The sequence below is a fragment of the Aeromonas sp. s13 genome (assembly GCF_040907905.1).
Classification (GTDB): Bacteria; Pseudomonadota; Gammaproteobacteria; order Enterobacterales; family Aeromonadaceae; genus Aeromonas; species Aeromonas veronii.
Genome location: NZ_JBFOCS010000040.1, coordinates 93,300 through 117,850 on the forward strand (window position 1 = coordinate 93,300; position 24,551 = coordinate 117,850).

General features: G+C 55.8%; 29 protein-coding genes and 1 pseudogene. 27 read left to right on the top strand and 3 right to left on the bottom strand.

The window, feature by feature from the left end; translation table 11 throughout:
- The first annotated feature begins 12 nt into the window (after nucleotides 1-12).
- From fliFL to lfiJ, 5 genes are read left to right on the top strand one after another with little or no spacing between them, the layout of a single operon-like run.
- Nucleotides 13-1,761, top strand: coding sequence for a lateral flagellar M-ring protein FliFL (fliFL, locus tag AB5Y82_RS07065; protein ID WP_279460514.1), 1,749 nt, complete (start codon nucleotides 13-15; stop codon nucleotides 1,759-1,761).
- Nucleotides 1,748-2,776, top strand: coding sequence for a lateral flagellar motor switch protein FliGL (gene fliGL / locus AB5Y82_RS07070; protein WP_005336238.1), 1,029 nt, complete (start codon nucleotides 1,748-1,750; stop codon nucleotides 2,774-2,776). Before fliFL ends, fliGL begins: the two co-directional genes overlap by 14 nt.
- Before the next feature lie 12 nt (nucleotides 2,777-2,788).
- A complete protein-coding gene (gene lfiH / locus AB5Y82_RS07075) occupies nucleotides 2,789-3,481 on the top strand; it encodes a lateral flagellar assembly protein FliH (RefSeq protein ID WP_118854511.1) in 693 nt (230 codons plus the stop codon).
- On the top strand, nucleotides 3,474-4,805 hold the full coding sequence (gene lfiI, locus AB5Y82_RS07080; protein ID WP_201986373.1) for a lateral flagellar FliI-like assembly ATPase LfiI: 1,332 nt from the start codon (nucleotides 3,474-3,476) through the stop codon (nucleotides 4,803-4,805). The genes lfiH and lfiI overlap by 8 nt, the downstream gene beginning before the upstream one ends.
- A gap of 9 nt (nucleotides 4,806-4,814) precedes the next feature.
- The gene (lfiJ, locus tag AB5Y82_RS07085; RefSeq protein ID WP_019444820.1) at nucleotides 4,815-5,228 is read left to right on the top strand and encodes a lateral flagellar protein LfiJ; all 414 of its coding nucleotides are present in this window, start codon (nucleotides 4,815-4,817) and stop codon (nucleotides 5,226-5,228) included.
- A 9-nt stretch (nucleotides 5,229-5,237) separates the two neighbouring features.
- On the opposite strand, the gene AB5Y82_RS07090 is transcribed toward lfiJ, so the two are convergent.
- The 3 genes from AB5Y82_RS07090 to flgA form a co-directional block, all read right to left on the bottom strand.
- Nucleotides 5,238-5,681 (bottom strand): flagellar protein FlgN, encoded by a 444-nt coding sequence (locus AB5Y82_RS07090; RefSeq protein WP_021231854.1) that lies wholly within the window; start codon nucleotides 5,679-5,681, stop codon nucleotides 5,238-5,240.
- Entirely contained in the window at nucleotides 5,678-5,953 is a 276-nt protein-coding gene (gene flgM, locus AB5Y82_RS07095; protein WP_236341175.1) for a flagellar biosynthesis anti-sigma factor FlgM, read from the bottom strand. The genes AB5Y82_RS07090 and flgM overlap by 4 nt, the downstream gene beginning before the upstream one ends.
- Before the next feature lie 76 nt (nucleotides 5,954-6,029).
- A complete protein-coding gene (gene flgA, locus AB5Y82_RS07100; RefSeq protein ID WP_368149908.1) occupies nucleotides 6,030-6,668 on the bottom strand; it encodes a flagellar basal body P-ring formation chaperone FlgA in 639 nt (212 codons plus the stop codon).
- Between the two features lie 212 nt (nucleotides 6,669-6,880).
- Between flgA and lfgB the strand changes: the two genes are divergently transcribed.
- From lfgB to lafU, 22 genes and pseudogenes are all read left to right on the top strand, one after another.
- Nucleotides 6,881-7,270, top strand: a complete 390-nt coding sequence (gene lfgB / locus AB5Y82_RS07105) for a lateral flagellar basal body rod protein LfgB (protein ID WP_019444816.1) — start codon at nucleotides 6,881-6,883, stop codon at nucleotides 7,268-7,270.
- A 2-nt stretch (nucleotides 7,271-7,272) separates the two neighbouring features.
- Nucleotides 7,273-7,698, top strand: a complete 426-nt coding sequence (flgCL, locus tag AB5Y82_RS07110) for a lateral flagellar basal body rod protein FlgCL (protein ID WP_019444815.1) — start codon at nucleotides 7,273-7,275, stop codon at nucleotides 7,696-7,698.
- Between the two features lie 4 nt (nucleotides 7,699-7,702).
- Nucleotides 7,703-8,410, top strand: a complete 708-nt coding sequence (locus AB5Y82_RS07115; protein ID WP_368149909.1) for a flagellar hook assembly protein FlgD — start codon at nucleotides 7,703-7,705, stop codon at nucleotides 8,408-8,410.
- An 18-nt stretch (nucleotides 8,411-8,428) separates the two neighbouring features.
- Nucleotides 8,429-9,619 (top strand): lateral flagellar hook protein FlgEL, encoded by a 1,191-nt coding sequence (gene flgEL, locus AB5Y82_RS07120; protein ID WP_368149910.1) that lies wholly within the window; start codon nucleotides 8,429-8,431, stop codon nucleotides 9,617-9,619.
- 9 nt (nucleotides 9,620-9,628) lie between these two features.
- On the top strand, nucleotides 9,629-10,363 hold the full coding sequence (gene lfgF / locus AB5Y82_RS07125; RefSeq protein ID WP_005336213.1) for a lateral flagellar basal-body rod protein LfgF: 735 nt from the start codon (nucleotides 9,629-9,631) through the stop codon (nucleotides 10,361-10,363).
- A 78-nt stretch (nucleotides 10,364-10,441) separates the two neighbouring features.
- Nucleotides 10,442-11,227: a lateral flagellar basal-body rod protein LfgG gene (gene lfgG, locus AB5Y82_RS07130; protein WP_127006221.1), complete on the top strand. Its 786-nt coding sequence runs from the start codon at nucleotides 10,442-10,444 to the stop codon at nucleotides 11,225-11,227.
- Complete coding sequence (flgH, locus tag AB5Y82_RS07135; RefSeq protein ID WP_047438686.1) at nucleotides 11,227-11,898, top strand: flagellar basal body L-ring protein FlgH; 672 nt, start codon at nucleotides 11,227-11,229, stop codon at nucleotides 11,896-11,898. The genes lfgG and flgH overlap by 1 nt, the downstream gene beginning before the upstream one ends.
- An 8-nt stretch (nucleotides 11,899-11,906) precedes the next feature.
- Nucleotides 11,907-13,013: a lateral flagellar basal body P-ring FlgIL gene (gene fgIL, locus AB5Y82_RS07140; protein ID WP_139440290.1), complete on the top strand. Its 1,107-nt coding sequence runs from the start codon at nucleotides 11,907-11,909 to the stop codon at nucleotides 13,011-13,013.
- Between the two features lie 8 nt (nucleotides 13,014-13,021).
- Nucleotides 13,022-13,420, top strand: a complete 399-nt coding sequence (locus AB5Y82_RS07145) for a rod-binding protein (RefSeq protein WP_005336207.1) — start codon at nucleotides 13,022-13,024, stop codon at nucleotides 13,418-13,420.
- Nucleotides 13,420-14,763: a lateral flagellar hook-associated protein LfgK gene (gene lfgK, locus AB5Y82_RS07150; RefSeq protein WP_047438681.1), complete on the top strand. Its 1,344-nt coding sequence runs from the start codon at nucleotides 13,420-13,422 to the stop codon at nucleotides 14,761-14,763. Before AB5Y82_RS07145 ends, lfgK begins: the two co-directional genes overlap by 1 nt.
- Before the next feature lie 11 nt (nucleotides 14,764-14,774).
- Complete coding sequence (gene lfgL / locus AB5Y82_RS07155) at nucleotides 14,775-15,674, top strand: lateral flagellar hook-associated protein LfgL (protein WP_368173801.1); 900 nt, start codon at nucleotides 14,775-14,777, stop codon at nucleotides 15,672-15,674.
- 17 nt (nucleotides 15,675-15,691) lie between these two features.
- A complete protein-coding gene (locus tag AB5Y82_RS07160) occupies nucleotides 15,692-16,696 on the top strand; it encodes a hypothetical protein (protein WP_139494816.1) in 1,005 nt (334 codons plus the stop codon).
- A 252-nt stretch (nucleotides 16,697-16,948) separates the two neighbouring features.
- A pseudogene (locus AB5Y82_RS07165) lies at nucleotides 16,949-17,434 on the top strand (Lateral flagellin); the annotation flags it as partial.
- Nucleotides 17,435-17,872: 438 nt separating this feature from the next.
- Entirely contained in the window at nucleotides 17,873-18,115 is a 243-nt protein-coding gene (locus tag AB5Y82_RS07170) for a flagellin (protein ID WP_232297811.1), read from the top strand.
- Between the two features lie 121 nt (nucleotides 18,116-18,236).
- Nucleotides 18,237-19,523, top strand: a complete 1,287-nt coding sequence (gene lafB / locus AB5Y82_RS07175; RefSeq protein WP_368173802.1) for a lateral flagellar capping protein LafB — start codon at nucleotides 18,237-18,239, stop codon at nucleotides 19,521-19,523.
- Between the two features lie 48 nt (nucleotides 19,524-19,571).
- A complete protein-coding gene (lafC, locus tag AB5Y82_RS07180; RefSeq protein ID WP_005336195.1) occupies nucleotides 19,572-19,964 on the top strand; it encodes a lateral flagellar export chaperone LafC in 393 nt (130 codons plus the stop codon).
- Nucleotides 19,965-20,023: 59 nt separating this feature from the next.
- Nucleotides 20,024-20,425, top strand: a complete 402-nt coding sequence (locus AB5Y82_RS07185) for a hypothetical protein (protein ID WP_019444800.1) — start codon at nucleotides 20,024-20,026, stop codon at nucleotides 20,423-20,425.
- Nucleotides 20,416-21,498, top strand: coding sequence for a flagellar hook-length control protein FliK (locus AB5Y82_RS07190; protein WP_111899837.1), 1,083 nt, complete (start codon nucleotides 20,416-20,418; stop codon nucleotides 21,496-21,498). The genes AB5Y82_RS07185 and AB5Y82_RS07190 overlap by 10 nt, the downstream gene beginning before the upstream one ends.
- Before the next feature lie 71 nt (nucleotides 21,499-21,569).
- A complete protein-coding gene (lafF, locus tag AB5Y82_RS07195) occupies nucleotides 21,570-21,992 on the top strand; it encodes a lateral flagellar basal body-associated protein LafF (RefSeq protein WP_272865864.1) in 423 nt (140 codons plus the stop codon).
- Between the two features lie 7 nt (nucleotides 21,993-21,999).
- Nucleotides 22,000-22,716, top strand: a complete 717-nt coding sequence (gene lafS, locus AB5Y82_RS07200; RefSeq protein WP_026034857.1) for a lateral flagellar system RNA polymerase sigma factor LafS — start codon at nucleotides 22,000-22,002, stop codon at nucleotides 22,714-22,716.
- A 50-nt stretch (nucleotides 22,717-22,766) separates the two neighbouring features.
- Nucleotides 22,767-23,624 (top strand): lateral flagellar motor stator protein LafT, encoded by an 858-nt coding sequence (gene lafT, locus AB5Y82_RS07205; RefSeq protein WP_019444796.1) that lies wholly within the window; start codon nucleotides 22,767-22,769, stop codon nucleotides 23,622-23,624.
- The gene (lafU, locus tag AB5Y82_RS07210; RefSeq protein ID WP_111899839.1) at nucleotides 23,624-24,550 is read left to right on the top strand and encodes a lateral flagellar motor protein LafU; all 927 of its coding nucleotides are present in this window, start codon (nucleotides 23,624-23,626) and stop codon (nucleotides 24,548-24,550) included. Before lafT ends, lafU begins: the two co-directional genes overlap by 1 nt.
- The last annotated feature ends 1 nt before the right edge of the window (nucleotide 24,551 follow it).

Genomic DNA, 24,551 nt, shown 5'->3' on the forward strand with positions numbered 1-24,551 from the left:
CAGATGACTGAACTGGTAACGTCTCCTCAGGGGGCAGCCCCTGATTCGCTCAAAATCAGGCTACAAGAGGGATTACGCAACTGGCGTACCCTCTCCCGTGACAACAAATCGATCCTGACCATTGCTCTGCTGGCTGCCATTGTGGCAGGCACCATAGTCGTTATCCTGTGGACCTCCAGCAAAAACTATGTACCCCTGTATGGCAAACAGGAGCTATACGATACCGCCAACATCATGGAGATGCTGGAGAAAGAGCAGGTGCCTTTCCGTCTGGAAAAGAGCACCGGTCAGGTACTGGTTCCTGAAAACCAGCTGGCTCATGTCCGGATGGCGCTTGCTGCACGAGGGGTGCGTGCAGCCATGCCGTCTGGTCTGGAAGGGCTGGACAACGTAACCGGATTGGGTACCAGCGAATTTATGGAAGGGGCGCGTTATCGTCATGCCCTGGAAGGGGAGCTGGCCCGTACCATCATAGCCCTCGATGCCGTGCGCAGTGCCCGCGTTCATCTGGCTATTCCGAAACGCACGTTGTTCGTGGGGCGCGATGAGGAGAAACCCAGCGCATCGGTAATGCTCGATATGCAACCGGGCCAATCCATCGAAGCGGGTCAGGTCGAGGCGATTGCCAACCTGGTAGCAGGTAGTATCTCCGGAATGAAGCCCGGTGCCGTCACTGTGGTTGATCAATCCGGCCAGTTGCTCAGCGCAGAGCTGGGGGACAAGGTCGGTTTTGGCAAGCAGAGCGTTCAACAGATGGAGTATGTCCGCAAGCTGGAACAATACATTCGTCAGCGTGCCAATGACATGCTCTATCCCATGCTCGGCAGCACCAATTTCAAGGTGCAGATTGCGGCAGACGTTAACTTCAACGCTGTTGAAGAGACCCAGCAGCAGCTTGATCCGCAAGGTGTGGTGACTCGCGAGTCCAACAAGTCAGACAAGACCATCGATGCGCTGGCGATGGGGATCCCGGGGGCGTTATCCAACCGCCCGCCTGAAACGGCGGCAAAAGATGAAAAGGCTGGTGCTGACAAAAGCAATGCAAATGCCAATACCGCTACACAACAGAACGACACTCGTACCGAGCGTCAGGAAGTCAGCAAGCAGTACGAAAACAGTCGCACCATAGTACACACCCGTTACCAGCAGGGACGTCTGGAACGAATTAACGTATCAATTCTGCTTAACCAGCAGATTGCACCGAAAGGTGGCTGGAGTGCCGAGCAGCTGGAACAGATCCGTCAGATGGTAGAGCGTGCTGTCGGTTTCGATGAGACGCGTGGCGATCAGATTAGTCTGCAGGCCTTCGATTTCAATGGTGCAGTACAAGTAGCCGCTCCCGAATCCAGTTGGTGGGAGACCCCCTACTGGCAAGACTCCTTGCGCTATCTGGTCGGAGGTTTGCTTGGCCTGACACTGGTCTTCTTCGGTATTCGTCCGTTGGTGAAACATCTGGTTCGCACCCAACAGCAGCCGGATATGGAAATGGGTGAGACGGAAGAAGAGCTGGAGCCCACAGTCGGATTGTCCATGCGCAGGGATGACGATGATCCCCAGCTGACGTCTGCTCTTTCAAATAGTCTGATCCGTACTGACAACAAGATGGAGCCCCAGTTCTCGTCACTCGATATGGAGTCGTTGCCGGAACCTGGATCCGAGCTGGAGGTTCAGCTCAAGCATTTGCAGTTGCTGGTTGAAAAAGATACCGCCCGGGTGGCGGAGGTTGTCAGAGCATGGGTGAGTGGCAATGAACAGCGTTAACTTGAATCAGAGTGCCGTCGATATCGATATCGACAACCTTGAGAAGGCCGCCATCTTGTTGCTGAGCATGGGGACCGAATCTGCGGCCAAGGTGATGCAAAAGCTCTCCCGCGACGAGGTGCAGCGTTTGATTTCCAAGATGGCCTCTCTCTCTGGCGTCAGTTCGATGGAGGCAAAGTGGACGTTGCAGCAGTTCTTCAATCACTACCGTGAGCAGAGCGGAATTGGCAGCGCTTCACGGGAGTATCTGGAACAGACGCTCGATCTTGCTTTGGGGCAACGACTCTCCCGTAGTCTGCTCGACAGTCTGTACGGCGATGTGATGAGCCAGGATATCCAGCGTCTGCAGTGGGTACCTGCCGATGTGCTTGCACGTTTCTTCCGCAACGAGCATCCCCAGATGCAGGCTGTGCTGCTGGCCTTCCTGCCGCCCCAGACTGCGTCCGCCGTGCTTGATGCCTTGCCCGGCTCGGTGCATGACGATTTGCTGGTGCGCGTCGCCAGTCTCAGCAGTGTCAGTGAACATGTGCTGGGCGAACTCAGGCTGACACTGGATCGCTGTCTCACCTACGTGGCGGATCAATCTGGTGCCAAGGTAAACGGGGTGCGGCAGGTAGCCGATATTCTCAACCGTTATCAGGGTGACAAGGAGCAGATGCTCTCCCTGTTGCGGGAACACGATGGTGACATGGCGCTTGAAATTGAGAAGAACATGTTCGATTTCATGGCGTTGCGCCGTCAGAGCGACGACACCTTGCAACGGTTGGTGCAGGAGCTGCCCAGCGAATTGCTGGCATTGGCTCTCAAGAACACAGAAACCAGCTTCCGCAAGGTGGTGTTGGGTGCCATGCCGAAGCGGATGGCTCAGGCGCTGGACGATCAGATCCAGAACCAGGGCAGTGTCTCTTTGCGCAAGGTCGAGCAGGCAAGGGAAGAGGTCATGCAACTGGTCCGCGAGTTGGTGGAGCAGGGCGAGATCGAGTTCCAGCTGTTCGAAGAGCCCACCGTCAGTTAACAGGAGGCATTCATGAGTCACAATGTGCGCAAATTGATGCCTGGGGCGACCCGTCTGTATCGTTTCCCTGCGCTCGGTCAGAGTGGGGAAGAGGCCCGGAGTCAGCAAGAACAGTTTGAATTCGGCTATCAGCAGGGGCTGGAGCAAGGTCATGACGAAGGTTATCAGGCCGGCTATCAGCAAGGGCTGACTAGCGGCCTGCAGGAAGGCGAGAGCACCGGTTTGCAACAAGGGCAAACTCGCGGGTTTGCTCAGGGCCTTTCGGAGGGACGCGCTGCCTTCGAACAGGCAATGGTGCCATTTGCCAAGCTGCAAGAGCAGTGGGAGTCACTGAGCCGGGCCCGAATGGCCGAGCAGAAAGAGCTGATTGCCCAGCTGGTGGCGCAGGTGGCCAAGCGGGTCATCATGGCCGAGTTCACCCTCAATCCGCAGCAGGTGATGAATCAGGTCGAGCAGGCGCTGGCTACCTTGCCGAGTGGGTCGGAAGAGCTGGTGATCTACCTCAACGAGGGAGATCGACAGCGACTCGCCGAGCAGGGGGTGACTCGCTGCGAAGGGTGGCCATTACAAGTTGATGCAGCACTTGGGGTAGGCGATGCCCGTATCGAAACGCGCGCTGCCGTCGTCGAGGTAAGCACCAGCTCCCGTCTGGCAACCTGCATCGAACAGCTCAACAGCTCGCTGGACGTGCCGCAAGATGCATGAAGCCTTGCAGCAGGCACTGACCAGTGCGCTGGATAATCTTGATGAACTGCCCGCGTTTCGTCGTTTTGGCCGGTTGGTGCGAGTGACCGGCTTGACTCTCGAGGTAGTCGGCTGCCAACTGGTGATGGGGCAGCGTTGTCGTGTCAGCACGGCAAGTGGCGCCCCCTTGCTGGCCGAGGTGGTCGGTTTTAACCGGGATATCTCTTACCTGATGCCGCTGCAGCCGATGAGTGGCCTCTTCGCGGGAGCTCAGGTCGAACCGATCGATGGGGAGGAAACCGTTCGGCTTGGTTGTCATCTGCTGGGGCGGGTACTCGATGGCCTGCTGCAGCCCCTCGACGGGCAGCCGTTACCCGATGTTGGTGACAGTGTCCCCCTGTTTGCTCTTCCCCCCAATCCGCTATTGCGAACTCCGGTACGTGAACCGCTGGATGTCGGTATCCGCGCCATCAATGGCCTGCTGACGGTTGGCAAGGGCCAGCGCTTGGGGCTGTTCGCCGGCTCGGGGGTCGGCAAGAGTATGTTGCTGGGCATGATGACCCGCAATACTGCAGCCCAGATTGTGGTGGTGGGGCTGATTGGTGAGCGGGGCCGTGAAGTGCGCGAATTCATCGAACACAGTCTGGGGGCCGATGGTCTGGCTCGCGCCGTGGTCATTGCGGCGCCAGCGGATCAATCTCCCCTGATGCGGCTGCGAGCGGCCCAGCTATGCCACCGGATTGCCGAGTATTTCCGTGAGCAGGGGCAGGATGTGCTGCTGCTGATGGATTCACTGACTCGCTATGCCCAGGCGCAGCGGGAAATCGCGCTGGCCATCGGTGAACCTCCTGCCACCAGGGGTTATCCACCCTCGGTATTCAGCATGCTGACCCAGCTGGTGGAGCGAGCCGGTAACGGCACGCATCCGGATGGCAGTTTGAGTGCGTTCTACACCGTGCTGGCGGAAGGGGATGACCAACAGGATCCGGTGGTCGATGCGGCGCGCGCCATTCTCGATGGTCATATCGTGCTGACCCGCCGTCTTGCGGAAGAGGGCCACTATCCAGCCATCGATATCGGTGCCTCGGTCAGTCGGGTTATGCCACAAGTCGTGCCTGCCGAATGGCAAAAGCTGGCGGTCACCTTGCGCCAGCTGTGGGGACGCTATCAGCAGGTGCGTGAACTGCTGCCACTGGGCGGTTATCAACCCGGGGCCGATCCGCAGATGGATGAGGCTGTTCAGCGTTATCCGGGGATTGCCGCATTCCTGCAGCAAGGCTTGCATGAAGAGATGGCCTTTGAACAGGTGATGGTTGGTCTCAAGCAGGTGCTGGGGCAGGGATAAGGATTCGTTATGCTGAAGTCTTATCTGGGGTTGCAACAGGAAGAGCTGGAAAATCTTGGTGCTGAGCGTCAGCGTTTGCGGGAGCTGGCGTTGCGGGAAGAGCAGCGAGCACACAAATTGCAGGAAGTGATCTCCTCGCTGCGGCCCGGTTCCGACAAGTTTCACCCTTTGCTATGGCAAAACAAGCAACAGATGGATGGCCAGTTGCGCCGCTTGCTCTCCCATCAGGTGCAGCAATCTGCGCTGGCCAGACTGGATCTGGAGCGCCACGAAGGGGAACTTGTCCGGCAGTTCGGGCGGGTCAAGGGGCTGGAGCTATTGCTGGCAAGACGTGATGATGTTGCTCGCCAGCAGCAGGAGAGGCGGGATCAACTGCAGCTGGATGAGCTGGCGAGTTTGCGTCACCTGACCCGCAAAGAGTAAGACGGAAGGTTAATCTGTGATGCTGTCCGGGTCGCGATAACCTGACTCTTGTCCCAACAGCGAATGAATCGTCTCCATCTGGCCTGCCAGCAGGCGGCCATTGAGATCATTCTGGCGCAGACACTGGTGCAGCAGCTGTTCAAGCTGTTGCCATTGATTGGTTACCGTGGTGCGCAGGGGAAGTGGCAGCTTGGCTATCAGGGTGGCCATCCCCTTCTCATCGGGTTTGAGGCCCAATGTCTGCAGCTGCTGGCAGCGTAACTTTGCCTGTTGTGTCACCTTGGCCATCAGCGCTGTCTGCTGCTCGTTATGGACTTGCAGGCCATCGACATCATGGCTTGCCAGCAGTGCATGTTGGCGCAGCAACAAGGCTGTAAGCTCGGTGTAGTGGCCGTTATCCTGCTGGATCCCGAGGATCAATGCCTTGACGGTGGCCTTGGTATCCACGCTCATCGGCGATGCATATCCAGAATGGCCTGACCCAGCGCATCCAGATCGATCTCCAGTTTGCCTTCACTGATGGCTTTGCGGATCTCGTTGACCTTGTCCATGTCGACGTCGGATGTGGTGGCCAGCTGGCTGCGGGCGTTGGCTACTGACTGCGCTGTGCTGCTGATCCGGGCTTCGGATGACTGTGAAGATTTGGTTTCCGGTTTGGCCGTCACATCCGGTTTGCGGCCAGACTGGTTTTGAATATAGAGCGAGTCAGTACGGGTAATTTTCATAACATAAATTCCTGATGGTCTGTTTATGACAAGCGACCCAAGGCTTGTCGAACTTGAATCAAATTGCGATCTTGGTTCAAAAACGGGTTTCAACTTCCCCTATATCAGTCACCCATGCCTGTATCTGCTTGCCAGAGCTAAGATTTTTCACTCTGATCCCCTCGCCTATTCCGCCATTATCGAGGGCCTCCCCTCTGGTTGTGGCGGAGAACTCACCTTTCCCTGCACGAATTAGTACCCCTTCCCCCTGTTTGACCGCCCAACTTTTTTGTAAGTCCAGCTCACCGATGAGTTGCCCGCTTCTCAGATGCCGGTTGCTTTTATGGCCCAGCAGGGAGTGATTACTCGGGGTGAACCCGCGCTGTATGCGGCTGACATCCAACTCTTTCTCCACCAGATCGCTGGCGCTGATGCCCTGACCTTTTGCGATATCCCGTGCAGCAACCCAGACCGGCAACAGTAGCGAGACCTCTACCCGCCCGCGCACTTGCCAGGCGGGATCTGTGCATTCGATGAGATAGGGGCGTCGTCCCCAGGGTTGCCGATACTGGCCACCTGCTTGTAACGAGAGTGACTGTGAGGGACAGGGAGGAAGGTGCTCGGCGGAAGGGGCAAGCCAGACTCGAAATTCTCCTGTGGTTACAGGCCATCCCTGCTGGGTGATGTAGTCATCAAGACTCTGGCGGGCATCTTGTTCAAGCAACTGTTCAAGCATGGTGCTTTGCACCTGCGGGGCACCGTCCGCGAATGCGCTCAGCAGTAGCCAGAGGATGCCACTCCATTTCCACACGGGAAGTCGCACTTCCTCATTTCTCATCTGCTTGCGGCGGATGGTGCATGGTAACCGCTTGAAACTAGGTATCTTCATGGTTGGCATGAGTCTTGATAAGGGTAACCCCGGTCTGAGTGAACGATAAAGGATGAAGCATGAGTATCTCATTTGACAGCGCCCTCGGCGTACACCCTTATGCCCTCGATGTCAGGGCGGAGCGGGCGCGTATTCTGGCGGGAAATCTGGCCAACGTGGATACACCGGGCTATCTGGCTCGGGATGTCGATTATAAGACGATTCTGGGCCGTGTCGCGCAGCAAGTTGCTGCGGGCGAGGAGAGTCAGGCCATCAGCCAGGGCGCCATGCGTGACGATATGCGTCACCCCCTCTATCGCATTCCTTATCAGGTCTCCATGGATGGCAATACCGCCGAATTGGGGGTTGAGCAGGGCAAATTTGCCAACAACGCCACCGATTTTCAGACCAGTCTCACTTTCCTCAATATGAAGATTACCGGGATCGCCAAGGCGATCGAGGGCCGTTAACCATGTCGTTCAACAAGATTTATGACATCGCCGGCAGTGCCATGCGCGCCCAGACCGTGCGGCTGGATACCGTTGCCTCCAACCTGGCCAACGTGGATAGCGCGGCCGCCAGTGAAGACGCCGCGTTTCGAGCCATCAAGCCGGTTTTTTCCACTCTCTATCAGAAGATTCAGGATGCCGATGGCCTCGGCGCTGCATCGGTGCAAGTGGCGGGTATCGTGCAGTCCGACCGTCAGGTAGAGAAACGGCTGGAGCCGACCAACCCGATGGCCGATCAGGATGGCTTTGTCTACTACTCCAACGTCAACGTGGTGGAAGAGATGGCTGACATGATGAGCGCCTCTCGCGGTTTTGAAACCTCGGTGGAGGTGATCAACCGGATCAACAGTATGCAGCAAGGTTTGCTGCGTCTTGGTCAGGGAGCCTAAGCCCATGAGTCTGCCACAGATAAGCAGTCTGGATACGGCGCGTGGTACGGGTCAGGCTGTTGCTGACCCCAAGATCGTCAGCAATGGCGCCGGTGCTGCTCAGGAAACGCAAGCCAATCAGAATAGCGGGATGCAACTGCGTAACGAATTCCTGCAGATGATGGTGGCGCAGATCCAGAACCAGGATCCCACCAACCCACTTGATGGAGCCCAGTATGTTGCCCAGCTGGCCCAGTTCAGCATGGTAGAGGGCGTCGAAGGACTGAAGAAGCTTCAGCTACAGAGCAACACCAAGATGGATACCCAGCAGGTGTTGCAGAGTACCGCTTTGGTCGACAAAGAGGTCATGGTGCCGAGCAAAACCCTTAAACAACAGCAAGAGCACAAGGTCCGCGGTCAAATCGAGCTGCAAGGTGCGGCGGAGCAAGTGGATCTCAAAGTGTATGACCAGCACGGCGTGCTGGTGGCCAGCAAGAGTTGGGGTGAGAGCAAGGCGGGCGGGCTGGATTATGAACTGCCCCCCCTTCCTGCCGGAGAGTACCACTTTGAGGTCAAGGCCTCGGCGGGCAAGACCTTGGTGGCGACCAAAAATTATGTAGCGAGCAAGGTAGAACGTGTTGCTTTGCCCGGTACGGGAGAAATCATGCTGCAGGTTGCCGGTGTGGGCGATGTCCCGCTGTTCAGTGCAATCCAGTTCGGCAAATCAGCGTAATTAGATAGGAGCGACACAGTGTCTTTCAGTATCGGATTGAGCGGCCTGCGCGCCGTAAACCAGGAATTGAGCGTTATCAGTAACAACGTTGCTAACGCCAGCACCGCGGGCTTCAAATCCAGCCGTGCCGAGTTTGCTGCCATCTATGGTGGTGGTCAGGCTGGCGGTGTCGAGATGAACAACGTCTCCCAGAACTTTGATCGCAACGGTGATGTGATGCGCACCGGGCGCGGGTTGGATCTGGCGATTTCTGGCAGTGGTTTCTTCGTGCTGAAAGATGGCAGCGGACAAACCTCCTACACCAGAGCTGGCATGTTCCAGCGTGATAGCGGTAACTACCTGACCACGGCGAGTGGTACCCGTCTGCAGGGTTATACCACGGATGACGCGGGCAAACTGCAATCTGGTGTGGTCGGGGATATTCAGGTCAAGGCGGGCAGCCTGCCAGCCAAGGCATCCGACAAGCTGGAGTTTGTGGCGAACCTAAAAGCGGATGCCAGCAAGATTACCCAGGTGTTCAACAAAGATAATTCGGAAACCTATAACTACTCCCAGACCAGCAAGGTGTACGACTCCCTCGGCAGTGAGCACAGCCTGACCCAGTATTTTGTCAAGACCGATGAGAACAAGTGGACAGTACATTACACCCTCGATGGTAGTGATCTGGCTGCAAAAACGGATCTGGAATTCACCAAAAACGGCACATTGAATGCGCCTGCTGCTGAAAAAATGCCCAAGTTGACCCTTAATGCGCCAGGGGCTGTAGATATCACGCTGGCAGTGGATATCAGCAAGGTGAGCCAGTATGCCTCTGACTTCAACGCTACCCGCAACCAGTCCAATGGTTATACCGCAGGTGACCTGACCGGTGTGCGGGTTGATGCCGATGGTGGTGTCTATGCCACCTTTACCAACGGTCAGAGCCTGTTGCAGGGGCAGGTCGTGATGGCGAACTTCACCAATCCCAATGGTCTGCTGCAGACCAACAACACCACCTGGCAACAGTCGTTCAGTTCCGGCCAGCCGGTACTGGGGGCGCCGGGAACCGGCACCATGGGCAAGCTGACCGCCGGGGCCTATGAGAGCTCCAACGTGGATCTGACCGGTGAACTGGTAAGCCTGATGACTTCCCAGCGTAACTATCAGGCCAACGCCAAGACCATCAGTTCCGCTGACAAGATGACCCAGGTTCTGTTCAACTCCTTCTAAGGGTAACCCGTGGAAAAGCTTATCTACACCGCCATGTCCGGGGCGCAGCATACCCTGATGGCCCAGCAAATCCGGGCCAATAACCTGGCCAACGTCAATACCGCCGGTTTTCGGGCTGACTTTGAGCGGGTTTCGGCTTATGCCCTGACGGGCGATGGTTACCAGAGCCGAGTGATGGCCAGAGAAGAGATGGCCGGGACCAACTTCAAAGCTGGCCCTCTGATGCAGACCGGTCGCAAGCTGGATGTGGCGATTCGTGGCGAGGGTTTTCTGGCGGTGCAGACGCCTGATGGCAAAGAGGCTTATACCCGCGCTGGTAATCTGGAGGCCGATGCCGACGGGCTGTTGACCCTCAATGGTCGGCCGGTGCTGGGGGAGGGGGGCGAGCTGGTGCTGCCCGCTTATCGTGACATCAGTTTCGGCAAGGATGGCACCCTGAGTATCACTCCTCCGGGGGGTGGCGCCCGGCTCGATGTGGGGCGTCTGAAACTGGTCAATCCTGATCCGGCTGAGCTGGTAAAAGGCCACGATGGTCTGTTCCGGATGCGCCAGGGGGGGGATGCCGAAAGCAGCGAACAGGTGGTGATGGCATCCGGCTTTCTGGAAGGGGCCAACGTCAATGCTGTGGATGAGCTGGTCAGCAGTATGTCATTGACCCGCAATTTCGAACTGCAGGTCAAGTTGATGAAAGCGGCGGATGATCAGGCTCGTCAAGGGGCCAAATTGATTTCCGGTCAGGGTTGAGATTGATGGTATCGGGCTGATGTCCGGTATCTGGCCACTCCTTTATGGATTGGGCTTGATGAACAAGGTGGAATAACAATGCACGCAGCATTATGGGTCAGTAAAACAGGTCTGTCGGCACAAGATGCCAAGATGTCCAGTATCTCCAACAACCTGGCTAACGTGAACACGGTCGGCTTCAAGCGTGATCGGGTAGCGTTTGAAGATCTCTTTTATCAGGTGCAGCGCCAGCCAGGTGCCCAGCAGGATCAGCAGAATTTGGCGCCTATCGGTATTCAGATGGGTAATGGTGTGCGGGTGGTGGGTACCCAGAAGGTCTTCACCTCCGGCCAATTCCAGAATACCAATCAGGAGCTGGATATGGCGGTGGTTGGTGCCGGTTTCTTCGGGGTTGAGCGCCCGGATGGCGAGACGGCCTATACCCGTAATGGTCAATGGCATCGCAATGCCGAGGGGCAGCTGGTTAACGCGGATGGTTTGCCCATGGTGCCGCAGATCCAGATCCCCGATAACGCCACCAAGATCTCCATTGGTACCGACGGCACTGTCAGCGCATCTTTGCCGGGTCAACAAGAGAACGTCGAGCTGGGCCGTATCACCCTGACCAACTTCTCCAACCCGGCCGGTCTGGAAGCGCTTGGTGGCAACCTCTACCGTGCAACCGGCGCGTCCGGTGAGCCCATTGAAGGTGTACCGGGTGAAGAGGCGATGGGGGCCGTCAAGCAATTCACGCTGGAGAGCTCCAACGTGAACGTGGTCGAGGAGATGGTTGACATGATCACGACCCAGCGGGCTTACGAGATGAATGCCAAGGTGGTCTCTTCCGCCGACCAGATGCTCAAGTTTGTCACTCAGGCACTGTAATGATGAAGTCGATGCTGCGTTATATCTGGTTGGTATTGCTGTTGGGCGGCTGTGCCACCTATGAGCTGCAGGCGCCCGAGCCAGGTGACGAGAAATGGGCGCCATCCCGTCCTAAGGTGACTGCGGCTGCGCAGGGCGAAGATGGTGGTCTCTATCGTGGCAACTACATGATGACCCTGTTTCAGGATCGGCGTGCTTACCGTGTTGGTGACATTCTCACCGTTGTGCTGGAAGAGCGTACCCAGTCGAGCAAGAAAGCCAATACCAGCATGAGCAAAAACAGCAGCATGAATGTGCCGGCCCCCTCTATTGGCGGTAAACTGCGCCCCGACTGGGGGGCCGCCCTCAGTGCGGATCGGGATTTTGATGGTGGAGCGACCTCCAGTCAGCAGAATACCCTGGCAGGTTCCATTACCGTGACCGTGGCAGAAGTGATGCCCAACGGTGTGTTGGGGATCCGCGGTGAAAAGTGGATCCGCCTCAATCAGGGGGATGAATATATCCGCTTGGGCGGCATGGTTCGGGTTGAAGATATTGACCAGAGTAACCGTATCTCGTCCCAGCGCATTGCCGATGCCCGCATCACCTATGCCGGTCGTGGTGCCCTCGCCGACAGTAACCAGATGGGGTGGCTGGGCCGCTTCTTTAGCTCGGCGTTTGCGCCATTTTGAGGAATCACATGAACAGATGGTTTATCGCCCTGCTGTGTCTCAGCATGCCCTGGGTGAGTCAGGCTGCCGCACCGGCCAAACGAGCCTTGCTGGATATTGCCGATGTACAGGGGCTGAGAACCAACCAGCTGGTAGGTTATGGTCTGGTGGTTGGTCTCTCCGGGACCGGTGACAAAAGCCAGGTCAAATTTACCGGCCAATCCATGGCCAACATGCTCAAACAGTTTGGTGTGCAGTTACCGGACGATCTCGATCCCAAGCTCAAGAACGTGGCAGCCGTTTCGGTCCAGGCCACGCTACCCGCTTTGGCTGGCAAGGGGCAGTTGCTTGATGTGACCGTGACTTCCATTGGTGATGCCAAGAGTTTGCGTGGTGGTTCTCTGCTGCTGACCCCCCTGCGTGGTATCGACGGTGAAGTCTATGCCGTGGCGCAGGGCAATCTGGTTGTCGCCGGTGTGAAAGCGGAAGGGCAATCGGGTTCATCGGTCACGATTAACGTGCCGACAGCCGGGATTATCCCCAATGGCGCCACCATCGAGCGAGAGGTGGTCAGCAATTTTGCCGAAAAGCCGGAAGTGACCCTCAATTTGCACCAACCCAACTTCAAGACAGCCCGCAATGTGGAGCGCGCCATCAACCATCAGCTGGGGCCGGTCGCCCGAGCGGTGAGTGCCGGGCGGGTTCAGGTTGCAGCCCCCAGGGACGAGAGCCAGCGCATCGCGTTTATGGCTCTGTTGGAAGATATCAAGGTGGATCCGGGTCAGGAGCGGCCGAAGGTGGTCTTCAACAGCCGAACCGGCACTGTGGTGATGGGGCAGGGGGTCAAGGTTCACAAGGCTGCAGTCAGTCATGGCAGTCTGACGGTGACCATTGGCGAGAGTCAGACGGTCAGTCAGCCCAACGCCTTCTCCAATGGGCAGACCACGACAACCCCCAACTCCAAGATCCAGGTCGATCGGGAACGTAACAACATGTTTGTCTGGCCGGATGGCACTTCCTTGGAAGTGATCGTCAAGGCTGTCAATTCACTCGGGGCAACCCCCGATGATGTCATGGCCATCTTGCAAGCGCTCAATGAGGCTGGCGCCCTCGAAGGTGAGCTGGTGGTTATCTAAGGACTATCATGACCAGAATTAGCTCGGATCCCGGTTTTTATCAGGATCTCAATGAATTGCAGCAAATCAAAAGCAACCCGGATCAGCGTGCCGCGCTGGATGCTGCAGCCGGTCAGTTTGAAGTCAGTTTTCTGCAAACCGTGCTCAAACATATGCGCTCGGCGACGGATGCCCTGCAGGATGAGGACGACAAGATCATCAAGGGGCAATCCCTCTATCGTGATATGTATGACAGCCAGTTGGCGATGAGCATGGTCAAGCGAGGTGGCATCGGTCTGCGGGAGCAGATGGTCAACCAGCTAGCTCCGTCATTAAAGAATCCGGACGGGGTGGTCGCTTCAGAGCAGCAGACCCTGGCTGCGTTCAGCCAGCCTCTCAACTCGGCAAAAATGAAGAAGGTTGACTGATGTCACTGCTCAATATCGGCGCCAGCGGACTAAATGCAGCCCAGATTGCATTGAACCTGACCGCCCAGAATATCGCGAACGTCAATACCATCGGGTATAGCCGTCAGGAAGCCATGATGGGCAGTCTGTCCGGTTTCGGGCGGTTGGATAATGGTGCCGGTGTCGAGGTGACAGGGGTACGCAGGGTAACGGATGACTATCTGGTTGCTCAACACTGGCGTAGCCGTTCGGCCACCGGTTCTTCTTATGCCTTTCATCAGTACATCAATACGACAGAGCAGTTGCTGGGCAGTGAGTCGATGAATATCGCAAAAGGGCTCGACAGCTTTTTTGCCTCGCTCAGTGCTGCGCTTGACAGTCCGGAAACCCCGGCACAGCGCAGCCAGATCGTCAGCTCGGCTGGGGCGCTCGCCAACCGCTTTACCCAGCTGGACGAGAGCCTGGTTACCCAGGAAAAACAGATCGACGATCAGTTGAGCAGCACTGTTTCCCAAGTGAACAGCTACCTGTCACAACTGGCCGAATTGAATGTCCAGATTGGCGATCAAGCCGCCAAGGGAGTCAATACCTCAGCGCTGGAAGATAGTCGCGAACAGGTTGTTCGTGAGTTGTCGACCTATATGGAAGTGCGGGTTAATCGTCAGAGTGACGGCGCTTTCGCGATCAGCCTGCCGCAAGGACAGCCGCTGGTGTTGGGGGGAAGCAGCAGTACTCTCGCGCTTGCTGGCGATAAACTCAGCCTCGCTTTCGGTGGTCAGACGTTTGAAGTTCCTAAATTGCACGGTGGTTCGCTGGCGGGTGTGATGGATTATCGCACCACTGTATTGCGGCCGACCAGAGAGGCGCTGAATCAGATAGCGGGCAAGCTCGCAAAGGATTTCAATGATAAACAGGCCGGTGGTTTTGACCTTCATGGAGTAACCGGGAAACGGCTATTCGCTTTTGACGAAACAAAAGATATCCATGGTAACTACATCAATGCGTTGGGAACATTGCGGGTGGCTGATGGTTTTACCGGAGACGACCTGGCTTTTGCCAAGGCCGGTGGTGGCAAGGGCGATAACCGCAACCTGCAGGACCTGCTGACGATAAAAAATGGCCAATACGATGCCTATAGTGCCCTGCTTGGCAAGATGGCGGTGCAGAGCGGGCAGGCGAAAGCGAGCATGCAGGCCGATGCCAATATGGAAAAACAGATGGCGGCCAAGCTGAGCAGTGTCAGCGGGGTGAATACCGATGAGGAAGGGGTGAAAGTGATGGCTTACACCAAGGCTTATCAGGCCAATGCCAAGGTGATCAGCACCTCGGAACAACTCTTCAATTCCATTCTGAATATGTTCTGAGGAGGGTGACCATGCGCATCAGTACCAACCAGATCCAGCTCAGCATGCTAGACAACTTGCAGCATGGCTTCGGTGAATATGCCCGCCTCGATCGCCAAATCTCCACGCAAAAACGCATTCTTCAGCCCTCTGATGATCCTGTTGGTAGTGTGCAACTGCTGGGCTTGCTGAAAGAGCAGGTGGCGATGGCGCAGTACCAGAAAAATATTGCCAACGCCAAGAGCCAGCTCTCTCAAGGGGAACTGCAGTTTGAAACCATGACCAACATGCTGATGCGGTTGCGGGAGTTGACCCAGACAGCTGCAACAGGCTCTTTGTCGGATGCGGATCGTAAAGCGGTAGCCAGCGAGGTCGCCATTATCAAGGATGGTCTGCTGGATCTGGCCAATGCGCGTAACGAGAGTGGCTCCAGCCTCTTTACCGGTAGCAAGGTTGATCAGACTGCATTGGTAAAGCAGGCGAGTGGTGACTACAGCTACCAGGGGGACAATCTGGTGCGTGAGGTCAGTATTGCAAACGGCGTCACTGTGGGCTTGAACCAGACTGCTGACCAGCTGTTTCTGAAGCCTGACGATTTTTTCAAACGACTCGATAGCATGGTGACGGCAATTAATGACGCAGCACCTGACGCCGTCGATCAAGCCCGAGCCATGCTCGGCCGCAGCCAGACACTGCAAGATAGTATCAGCCAGGCGGTGAGCACGATTGGTGCCCGGATCAATCTGCTGGATCAGATTGACGAGAGCCATGCCGAGAAAGGTGTCTATAGCAAGGAAGTGAGCAACCAGATAGAGTCGCTGGATTATGCCGAGGCCGCGACCCGACAGGCCCATGTCCTGATGGCATTGCAGGTGCAGCAGCAAGCTTTTGCCAAGGTTAATGGCCTTAGCCTGTTCAACTACATGCCGTAACGAGTGAAGGAGTCATGATGCAGATCCAGCAAACCCGTCTTGGGGGCGTTGCCGAGGCGCAGGCAAAGCCCAAGTTGCAGGGCCGCGCAACTGCACAGGCTCACACTCCGGAAAATCGAAAGCAGAACGAGCGCCACCCCAATATTATCCGGATGGATAGATGGGCCCTGATCGGCGCAGCGCAACAGCGCATTGCCCATGCTCAGGGTGGGGAACAGGCACTCAATCAGGTTTGGGGCGAATTGAAGCGGCTGGAACGCCAGTTGGGTCAGCGTGAGCTGGCCAGCAGTGACGTTGCCAACCGCTTAAAAATGCTGGAAGAGAAAGTCACCCAACCAAGAGGCCCTTTGACTGACGAGCTCAAGCCCAGACTTCTTGCGTCACCTCAGGAACTGCGCACCCGGTTCAGTGCCGAGCATCTGGATTTATTAAGCGCCAAAAAAAGCACTGAGCGACTGGTGTTTTCTTTCCCCCAAAGCAGTAGTGCGGTGGAGGTGACCATCCCGGCCGGAGCGCGAGAGGGGGAGGTCGCAACCATACTCGATCGGGCGCTGCGTAAAGAGCATATCCGGGCTCGGCTGAATGAGTTGGGCAAGCTGGAACTCTCCGTTGCTGAACCCCATCGCCGCAAACTGGATGAGCCGGTGCTGATCCGGGGCGAGGGGATTCGTATCCCGGCTGGCAACCCGATCCCGGTGCAGTTCAAGACCAGGGCCGGAGCGCTGACTCACATGGCCGAAGGGATTGTCAAAGGGGAGATCCGTCAGGAGCGGCAGCGGCTGCAAAAAGTACTTGGCGAGATTGAGCAATCGGTTCGGGAGTTGAAACAGTTTCGCCAGAAGATGGTGCTGCAACTGGACAAGGTCAAGGCTCGCAGTCAGAACCTGAAACAGGAGGAGCTGGCACAGTTGCAATCCTCTCTGGCCGCCCGCCTCTCACAAGGCGGCTATATGGGCACCATGTCCGGTCTGCTGGCGCAGGCCAATGTCACTCGGCAAGGGGTGGTTGCGTTACTCACTTGATAGTGCTGAGCTGTCTCCTCGTAAAAAAACCGCACAAGCTGACTTGTGCGGTTTTTTTTATCTCTGTGATGCCCTCTTGTGTTAGTGATGACGCTGTCTGCTCGCGGGCCCACTCTTCGCATCCGAATGGGGGGGGCCAAGAGAAACTGCTGTTCAGCAAAAAAAGATTTAATTTTCACGACGCTGTGGTCGTTCTTCATTGGGGTCAACCCAAACGCTGCCTGTGGCAGCATCTATTTCGAGGAAACGAAAATGAGTCTGTCAATTCATACCAACTTTGCGTCCATGGTTACCCAGAACCAACTGACCACCACCAACAAGCTGGCCAGCACAGCCATGCAGCGTCTGGGTACCGGTCTGCGCATCAACTCTGCCGCTGACGATGCCGCTGGTCTGCAAATCGCTACTCGCCTGCAATCCCAGTCCAACAGCCAGAAGATCGGTATGCGCAATGCCCAGGATGCCATCTCCATGATGCAGACTGCCGAAGGTGCAATGGACGAGATGACCAATATCGTTCAGCGTATGAAGGATCTGGCTACCCAGGCTGCCAACGGCACCAGCAGCGAGAAAGATATTGCCGCCATGAACGCCGAATTTGGCGAGCTGACCAAAGAGCTGAAAAATATCGCCAGCAACACCACCTTCGGTGGCGAAAACCTGCTGGATAGCAAAAACGGCAAGTTCGCCAAGGGTGAAGTGACCTTCCAGATCGGTGGCGCTGACGGCGAGCGTCTGACCGTGTCCATCGGTGATACCTTGAAGAAGGTGGTGGGGGGCAGAACACTGACTGCCGCCGAGCAGGGTATTTCAGTCGATGTTACTACCAAGCAGGGGGAGCTTAAAACCGCTACCGACGACTTCAATACAGAAAATAATAAGTTGCCAGCCCTGCAACTGACACTGACCGATGCTGAAAAGGCACTGTTGGATAACACCGATCCAGCCAAAACTGGTGGATTGCAAGCAGCAGTAACAAACGCTAAAAAAGCGCTGGAAGCACAAGAGACGGCGATCGTTCCTAAAAAAACCGCTATGGATGAGGCTACCAAAGCGTTTGATGGCGCGACTGCAAAATTAATGACTGTGGGTGATGGTCTGGATTCCGAGACTCTGAAAACCGGTCTGAAGTCACAAAAGCATGCCCAGGCTGCCATCGGCGAGCTGGAATCCTTTATGCAGGATATCACCAGCGTACGTTCCGCTTTCGGTGCCAATATCAACCGTCTGGAGCACACCGTTAACAACCTCTCCAACATGAAAGAGAACACCGATATCGCCAAGGGCCGTATCATGGATGCCGATTTCGCCACCGAAAGCACCAACATGACCAAGAACCAGATGCTGATGCAAGCTGGCATGTCTGTGCTGGGTCAGGCAAACCAGATGACTGGTATGGTCACCGGTCTGCTGCGTTAATCGCTATAAGGGCCGCTACCTGTGTGGCGGCCTCTTTCCTTTCCCTTGCCGGTTGAAAAGTGCTGGCGAAACAGCGTTTTTCAACAAGCAAGTCTTGCCCTGATACCGAAGGAGTTGATATATGCAGGTCGATCCCGCTTCAGCCGCGATGAATATGGTGACCAATGAGCGCAAGAACATGGACAAGCTGCTCAAGGGGCAGCTAGCCAATGTCAAGGCGCAGCAGAGTTCGCTGTCATCCATTAACTCCAAACTCTCCAGCTTTCAGACTCTGCTGAAAGATTTGAACAAGCCGGCGGCGTTGCAGGCCCAGAAAGCCAGCCTCTCACAAGAGGGGATCATGACGGTCACCAGCAATGGCAAGGCGACCCCGGGGCAATATAACTTTGAGGTCAAGCAACTTGCACAGGCCCATCAGTTCGGGGTGCAACTGGCAGATGAAAAGGCGCTATTGCCAACCACCGGCAAAGTGTCGTTCACCCTTGATGGCAAGGCGTTTGCTATCGACTTGGCGACCTTGCCTGCGGGGGCGACAGCCCAGAGTCTGGTTTCTGCGATAAATGATTCGGCGGATAACCCTGGGGTCAAGGCAAGCCTGATCCGCACGGATGGCAAGGTTAACCTGGTGCTGACCAGCAAAGAGAGCGGAGTAGCCAAGGTGTTTACCCCCACCTATGATGGCGACCCGGCTTCTGCGTTAGGCAAGGCTTTTATCAATGGCAAGGTGATCACACCGGGTCAGGACTCCATCATCAAGATGGGGGTTGGTGACGGTGCGCTGGAGATCAAGTCGCCTACCAACAAAATTGAAAACGTAGTTGAAGGGCTGACGCTGGATCTCACCAAGGTGCAAAAGCCAACCGATGGCCCGATGCAGGTGACAGTGGCTTATGACAATGAAGCCGTCACCGGCTCATTGAAGAAATTTGTTGATAGTTACAATGAGTTGCTGGATCTGTTGAACAAAGAGACATCCACCGATATCAAGGCGAAAGGCGTACTGGCTTCTGATGCCACGGTGCGAGGTTTGAAAGGTGCGCTGGCCAACGCGGTTCGCAATCTTCCTGCTGGCATGACCCTGACTCAGCTTGGTATCAAAACTGAGAAGTCGGGCAAGCTGGTGTTTAGTGACTCTGATTTCAAAAAGTCGCTCGAGAAGGACCCTGAACTGCTGGGCAAGGCGCTGATGGGGGATGACGGTTTGCTCAAGCGGATGAGCAAGACGCTCGATCCTTTCTCCAAGACCAATGGTGTGATGGCCACTCGCAAGAGCACATTGGAAGCCAATCAAAAGCGACTTGATGATAAAATGGAGTCGCTGAATAAACGGATGGAATCTGTTTACAAGCGTTACCTCAATCAATTCACCACCATGAACCAGATGATGCAGACCATGGGAGCACTGTAAGCTTTTCCCCTGGATGAACTGGTTTGAACCTGCAATAGCGAGTGACCCATGTTTGAATCTGAAGATGGCTATGATGCCTATCGATTTGCCGCCACAGAAGCCAAGGCCGCGAGTGCCGATCCATATCAGCTGGTATTGATGTTGATGGATGGCTTGCTTGATGAGATAGCCAGAGCAGAAGGGCATATCTTGGCGAAACAGTTCGAGCGCAAAGGGTTGGCCATCAACAAGTGTCTGCAGATCCTGGGTGGGCTGGACAGTGCGCTTGATATGAATAAGGGGGGCGAACTGGCGGTCAATCTGCATCGTCTTTATGACTACTGCGGTCAAAAATTGTTCGAAATCAGCGTTTCCAACAATGTTGAGGGGTTCGCCGAAGTGCGCAAAATCCTGCAAGAGCTGAAAGAGGGTTGGGAAGCAATGGCGCGTCATCCTCGTTAATACGGAAGTAGTACTTCCTTCCTCTCTGTTCTTCCTCACGCCCAACATATTGAAATTTCTTGGTTCTCGGTCTGGCCCACTCCTTGCTTGTGGGCTGGTTCATCTTCTTTTTGGGGCTCGTCATGTCAGGTATTGCTCCCGTGTTGCGTGAGACCGAACTGCAGACTCGCCAGCGTCAGTTATTGGGGTTGGGTACGCTCTTGCTGCAACAAGCGCAAGCTGGCCAGTGGGATGCAGTCAGGCTAACCGATGGACGTTTTGCACAATTTGTCTCTCAAGTTAGCCGGAATCCCCAACTCTGGGCTGCGTTGCAACCAGCAAGAGATAAAGCCCGAATTTTGTATCGACAGGCATTGCAACTCTGCGAGCAGGAAACCCTGGTTCGTAAACAGGAGTGGCAGCAGCTTTCTTCGATTCGTGAAGGCTTGACCGCCTACGGTGAGACAGAGCAATGGGATTGATTCAATTTAGCGGTTTTGACGCTGCGTATTCGCCTGATGTCACGGCCTTGAACCGCTTGTCCGGCCAAGCCGGCAGTGAAGGTGAGCTGTATCAACCGCTGGATGAGGCGGTTGACCCTCTGGTTGTATTGCCCTTGCCCGAGCTGGCTGCCAGCGATGTTGCGGTAGAGGAAAAAGAGAGCGAACAGCCAAGGATGGAAGGCGACCCGGCTGAACAGCTGCAAGCGTTTACCAATATGCCTCCTCTCTTTGTCAGAGTGAGTGATGCCGATCTTGATGGTTTTCGTATGAGCCGTACTTTTTTCCGAGCTGAAGGTAGCACCGGCGGCCAGCAGGTGATGGTGGATAACAAATTGCCGCCCTCTCTTCGTGCCTTGATGGAGAGTGCGACCGCGCTGCCCGAGCAAGAGGTGATGCCGCGTCGTGAAACGGTCTCTGCCGCTGCGGAACAGGCGCTCTCTACGTTGCTTGTCAAATCAAATGGGCAAACCGGTGTATTGCCCGGCCGCTTCACCTTGCCGATTATGGCCGCTGGTCTCGATGCTGGAAATGTGCCTGATACCGCAGTGGTAGAAAACAGGCTGCCAGATGCTCGCCAGCTGGCTGTCGGACAACTCGCTGCTGCACCGCCGCGTCCTGCCGACTATCAGTGGGCTCCTGTCCGGTTGTCAGACAACCAGAGCCAGTGGGGACAGCAGCTGGTTAGCCTGCTTCAGGACAAGGTTGAACTGCAGGTCAATCAACAGGTGAAACAGGCTCACATCCGGCTGGATCCGCCAGAGCTCGGGCGACTGGAGTTGACCGTCAAGCTCGATGGTGACCGGCTTAATGTCCAGTTGAACGTGACCAATCCGGCGGTTCGCGATGCGATGATCCAGTCGATGGAGCGCTTGCGGATGAGCCTGGCTCCCCATCATGCCGGTGGGGTCGAGGTCAATGTGGGGCAAGGCGGTGAACAGGGACAGCATGAGCGGTGGCAACAGGAGAAGATCCTGGCTGGCCGTCGCCAGTGGCAGGATGATCCGGACTCCCAATGGGATACGGTGCACGACTGGCTCAATACACTGGTCTGATTTTTAACCCGTAATAGCGAGAGTGGTTTTACATTATGCGGCGTGTCATGAAGTGGTTGATGATATTCGTCATGGCTCTGTGTCTGTTGGCCATACTGGCCTATGGCGCATGGCTTAAACGCGATGTGGTCGAAGTCTGGCTCGGATTGGCAGAGCCAAAGCCAGAGCTGAGCAGCACTCCGCTGTTCAAGCCGATGGAGCGTTTTGTCATCAGCCTGGAAGGGGGTGAACAGTCTCATTATCTGGTGCTGGAGCTGGCACTGGTGACCTACAACCCGGCGCAGGTTGCCAAGCTGGATGAACTGATGCCACTGATCCGCAATGCCATGGTGCAGTATTTCAGCCACCGCTCCCATGATGACGTAAAAGTCGAGCTGCAGAATATTTCCAAGTTGCAGGTCTCTCTGCGCGACAAGCTGGTCACTACGGTACAGGGATATGGCTACAAGCCCTATCTTGATGAAGTGCTGATCACCAAGGTGCTGGTACAGTAGCCACGATATGACAGATTCCGTTTGGGATGCTCAACAAGAGTTTGCCGATACACCGCAACTTCCTCGCACGGGAGAGCCCGCTATTCTTGCTCGCTATCTGCCCTTGGTGAAGCGAGCCGCCAGTCATCTGCGCAGCCAGGTCAGTGCCTGTTTTGATCAGGAGGATATGGAGCAGGTGGGAATGATGGGATTGCTGGAGGCGTGGCGCCGTTATGGCAGCGAGCCCGATGCCCAGTTTGAAAGTTATGCCTTCAAACGGATTCGTGGCGCCATGCTCGATGAGTTGCGCCGTCTGGACTGGCGACCCCGCCAACTGCGACAGCAGGTACACGGCCATAATCAGGCGCAGCGTGAACTGCACAATCGTTTGGGGCGCCCCCCCTCAGAGCAAGAACTTGCTACTGCGCTCGACTGTTCGGTGGATGAGGTGCGTCAGTTGTCCTACGCCAGCCAGGCTGAAGCGTTGCAGAGTCTGGAAGAGTGGCTGGAGAATGGCGGCAAAGCCCCGACCACCGAATCTGATGATGTCGATATGGCAATGACCATCAGCAAGGTGTTGGCCACTCTGGATAAACGCGAGCAGTTATTGCTTTCCCTCTATTACCAGCAAGAGCTCAATATGAAAGAGATCGCGCTGGTGCTGGGATTAACCGAATCCCGGGTTTGTCAGCTGCACAAACAATGTGTACTTCAGCTAAAGCAGCGATTGGTCGACTCCATATAGTAGTGCTTCACCTTTACTGGTGACCCTTCTTGTATCGTGCGGGAACATTCATGCAAAAACAGATTGGCATCGGCGTCATATTAGTGTGCGTGCTGGGTGGCTTCATGATGGCCGGGGGGAACCTCGCTGCCTTGTGGCAGCCAGCCGAACTCATCATCATTATCGGCGCAGCGGTAGGCTCCATGTTTCTTGGCAACTCGAAAGAGGTGATGCATGAAATGTGGCGGCAGATAAAAATGTGCTTCAAAGCGAACAAAGAAGAGAAAGAGGTCTATCGTGAGCTGCTGACTCTGATGCATCAACTGCTTGAAGAGACACGCAACAAGGGGATGAAGGCGCTCGACGAGCATATTGAAAATCCCCAGCAGAGCTCGGTTTTCTTGATGTATCCCCAGATTTCGGAAGATCCCCAATTGCTTGGTTTCATTATCGATAACCTGCGTCTGCTCGGAATGGGCAAGATCACCCCCCATGAACTGGATACCGTGCTGGAGCAGGAGATCATGGCCATTGAAGAGGACATGCTCAAGCCTGCTCATGCCTTGCACAAAACCGGCGAGGCCTGCCCGGGCTTCGGCATTCTTGCTGCGGTGATGGGGATCATCATCACCATGCAGCAACTGGACGGCCCCCTGAGCAATATCGGTGTCCATGTGGCGGCGGCGCTGGTGGGCACCTTTATCGGTATTTTCCTCTGCTACTGCTTGCTGGAGCCAATCAGCAATGCCATGGAAGAGATGGTCAAGCGTCGTATCGGCCTGTTGATGTGCATCAAGTCGATCCTGATTGCCCAGTTGCGTGGCAAAACTCCTTTGCTTGCCGTCGATTCGGGTCGCAAGATCCTGGAGCCTGAAGTCAAACCAAGCTTCCTTGAGCTGGAAGATTGGGTGACCAACAGGGCGATGTAATGCGCAATCACGAACAGATTATCGTCAAGCGTCAGCAGCGTCGTAACAGCGGCCCCAAAGGGGGAGGCGCCTGGAAGGTGGCATTTGCCGACTTCACGTTGGCCATGATGGCTTTCTTCATGGTGCTCTGGATCCTGGCTGTGTCCAATCAGGAGGAGCGGGAAGTCGTTGCTAGCCGCCTGCGGGACTACAGCATCATGGACAGTGAGGCCAACCCGTTTGATATTCGCAACAGCCCCTATCCTGTCGATCTCGGTGGCAATCCCTCCGTGATCGATGAGTTGAACCCCAAGTTCGATCAGCAGGGTCAGCTGATGCCTAAGCATATGGATCGTAATCAGAGCATTTTTTCTGACGGTCCGGGCGGTGGGTATGAAAAGCTGTTGATAGGTAAACTTGAGGGGGAAGCCCAGATGAAGCAGCTGGCCAGCTTTATCGACCATCTTGCTGAGCAGATGCAGGCGAAGAATAACCTCGAGATTCAAATTGTTCCCCAAGGATTGCGGATCCTGATCCGTGATGACGCGGATCGGGAAATGTATAGCCGCGGCAGTGCCCGTATTAGCCCTTTCTTTCGCCATATGTTGATGGCGCTGGCACCCATATTCCAGCGTATCGAGAATCGGGTCATGATTTCTGGCCATACCGACAGCACACCGTTTGCCGGTGACAACTACAGCAACTGGGAGCTATCGTCAGACCGCGCCATGATGGCAAGACGGGTGTTGCTGGCAGGAGGCATGCCACCTGAACGGGTCGGGCAGGTTGTCGCGATGGCCGATACCATGCTGGAAGATACCCGCAATCCACAAAGCAGCCGTAATCGGCGCATTGAATTGCTGGTCATGACAACCCAGGCAGAAACTAATCTGGAGCAACTTTTCAGCTCCCAAACGCAAGCGGCAACCACCCACGCAAGGAGATGAT

Bases quoted from the DNA above. Each gene is read 5' to 3' on its own strand.
- lafT (WP_019444796.1), top strand. From the start codon at position 22,767: ATGCAAAAACAGATTGGCATCGGCGTCATATTAGTGTGCGTGCTGGGT.
- AB5Y82_RS07145 (WP_005336207.1), top strand. From the start codon at position 13,022: ATGACCAGAATTAGCTCGGATCCCGGTTTTTATCAGGATCTCAATGAA.
- lafS (WP_026034857.1), top strand. From the start codon at position 22,000: ATGACAGATTCCGTTTGGGATGCTCAACAAGAGTTTGCCGATACACCG.
- AB5Y82_RS07160 (WP_139494816.1), top strand. From the start codon at position 15,692: ATGCAGATCCAGCAAACCCGTCTTGGGGGCGTTGCCGAGGCGCAGGCA.
- AB5Y82_RS07115 (WP_368149909.1), top strand. From the start codon at position 7,703: ATGAGTCTGCCACAGATAAGCAGTCTGGATACGGCGCGTGGTACGGGT.
- flgA (WP_368149908.1), bottom strand. From the start codon at position 6,668: ATGCTTGAACAGTTGCTTGAACAAGATGCCCGCCAGAGTCTTGATGAC.
- lfgG (WP_127006221.1), top strand. From the start codon at position 10,442: ATGCACGCAGCATTATGGGTCAGTAAAACAGGTCTGTCGGCACAAGAT.
- AB5Y82_RS07190 (WP_111899837.1), top strand. From the start codon at position 20,416: ATGGGATTGATTCAATTTAGCGGTTTTGACGCTGCGTATTCGCCTGAT.
- fgIL (WP_139440290.1), top strand. From the start codon at position 11,907: ATGAACAGATGGTTTATCGCCCTGCTGTGTCTCAGCATGCCCTGGGTG.
- AB5Y82_RS07170 (WP_232297811.1), top strand. From the start codon at position 17,873: ATGCAGGATATCACCAGCGTACGTTCCGCTTTCGGTGCCAATATCAAC.
- lfgL (WP_368173801.1), top strand. From the start codon at position 14,775: ATGCGCATCAGTACCAACCAGATCCAGCTCAGCATGCTAGACAACTTG.
- flgM (WP_236341175.1), bottom strand. From the start codon at position 5,953: ATGAAAATTACCCGTACTGACTCGCTCTATATTCAAAACCAGTCTGGC.
- lfiH (WP_118854511.1), top strand. From the start codon at position 2,789: ATGAGTCACAATGTGCGCAAATTGATGCCTGGGGCGACCCGTCTGTAT.
- lfiJ (WP_019444820.1), top strand. From the start codon at position 4,815: ATGCTGAAGTCTTATCTGGGGTTGCAACAGGAAGAGCTGGAAAATCTT.
- fliGL (WP_005336238.1), top strand. From the start codon at position 1,748: ATGAACAGCGTTAACTTGAATCAGAGTGCCGTCGATATCGATATCGAC.
- lfiI (WP_201986373.1), top strand. From the start codon at position 3,474: ATGCATGAAGCCTTGCAGCAGGCACTGACCAGTGCGCTGGATAATCTT.
- lafF (WP_272865864.1), top strand. From the start codon at position 21,570: ATGGCTCTGTGTCTGTTGGCCATACTGGCCTATGGCGCATGGCTTAAA.
- lfgK (WP_047438681.1), top strand. From the start codon at position 13,420: ATGTCACTGCTCAATATCGGCGCCAGCGGACTAAATGCAGCCCAGATT.
- lafU (WP_111899839.1), top strand. From the start codon at position 23,624: ATGCGCAATCACGAACAGATTATCGTCAAGCGTCAGCAGCGTCGTAAC.
- AB5Y82_RS07090 (WP_021231854.1), bottom strand. From the start codon at position 5,681: ATGAGCGTGGATACCAAGGCCACCGTCAAGGCATTGATCCTCGGGATC.
- flgCL (WP_019444815.1), top strand. From the start codon at position 7,273: ATGTCGTTCAACAAGATTTATGACATCGCCGGCAGTGCCATGCGCGCC.
- lafB (WP_368173802.1), top strand. From the start codon at position 18,237: ATGCAGGTCGATCCCGCTTCAGCCGCGATGAATATGGTGACCAATGAG.
- lafC (WP_005336195.1), top strand. From the start codon at position 19,572: ATGTTTGAATCTGAAGATGGCTATGATGCCTATCGATTTGCCGCCACA.
- flgH (WP_047438686.1), top strand. From the start codon at position 11,227: ATGATGAAGTCGATGCTGCGTTATATCTGGTTGGTATTGCTGTTGGGC.
- lfgB (WP_019444816.1), top strand. From the start codon at position 6,881: ATGAGTATCTCATTTGACAGCGCCCTCGGCGTACACCCTTATGCCCTC.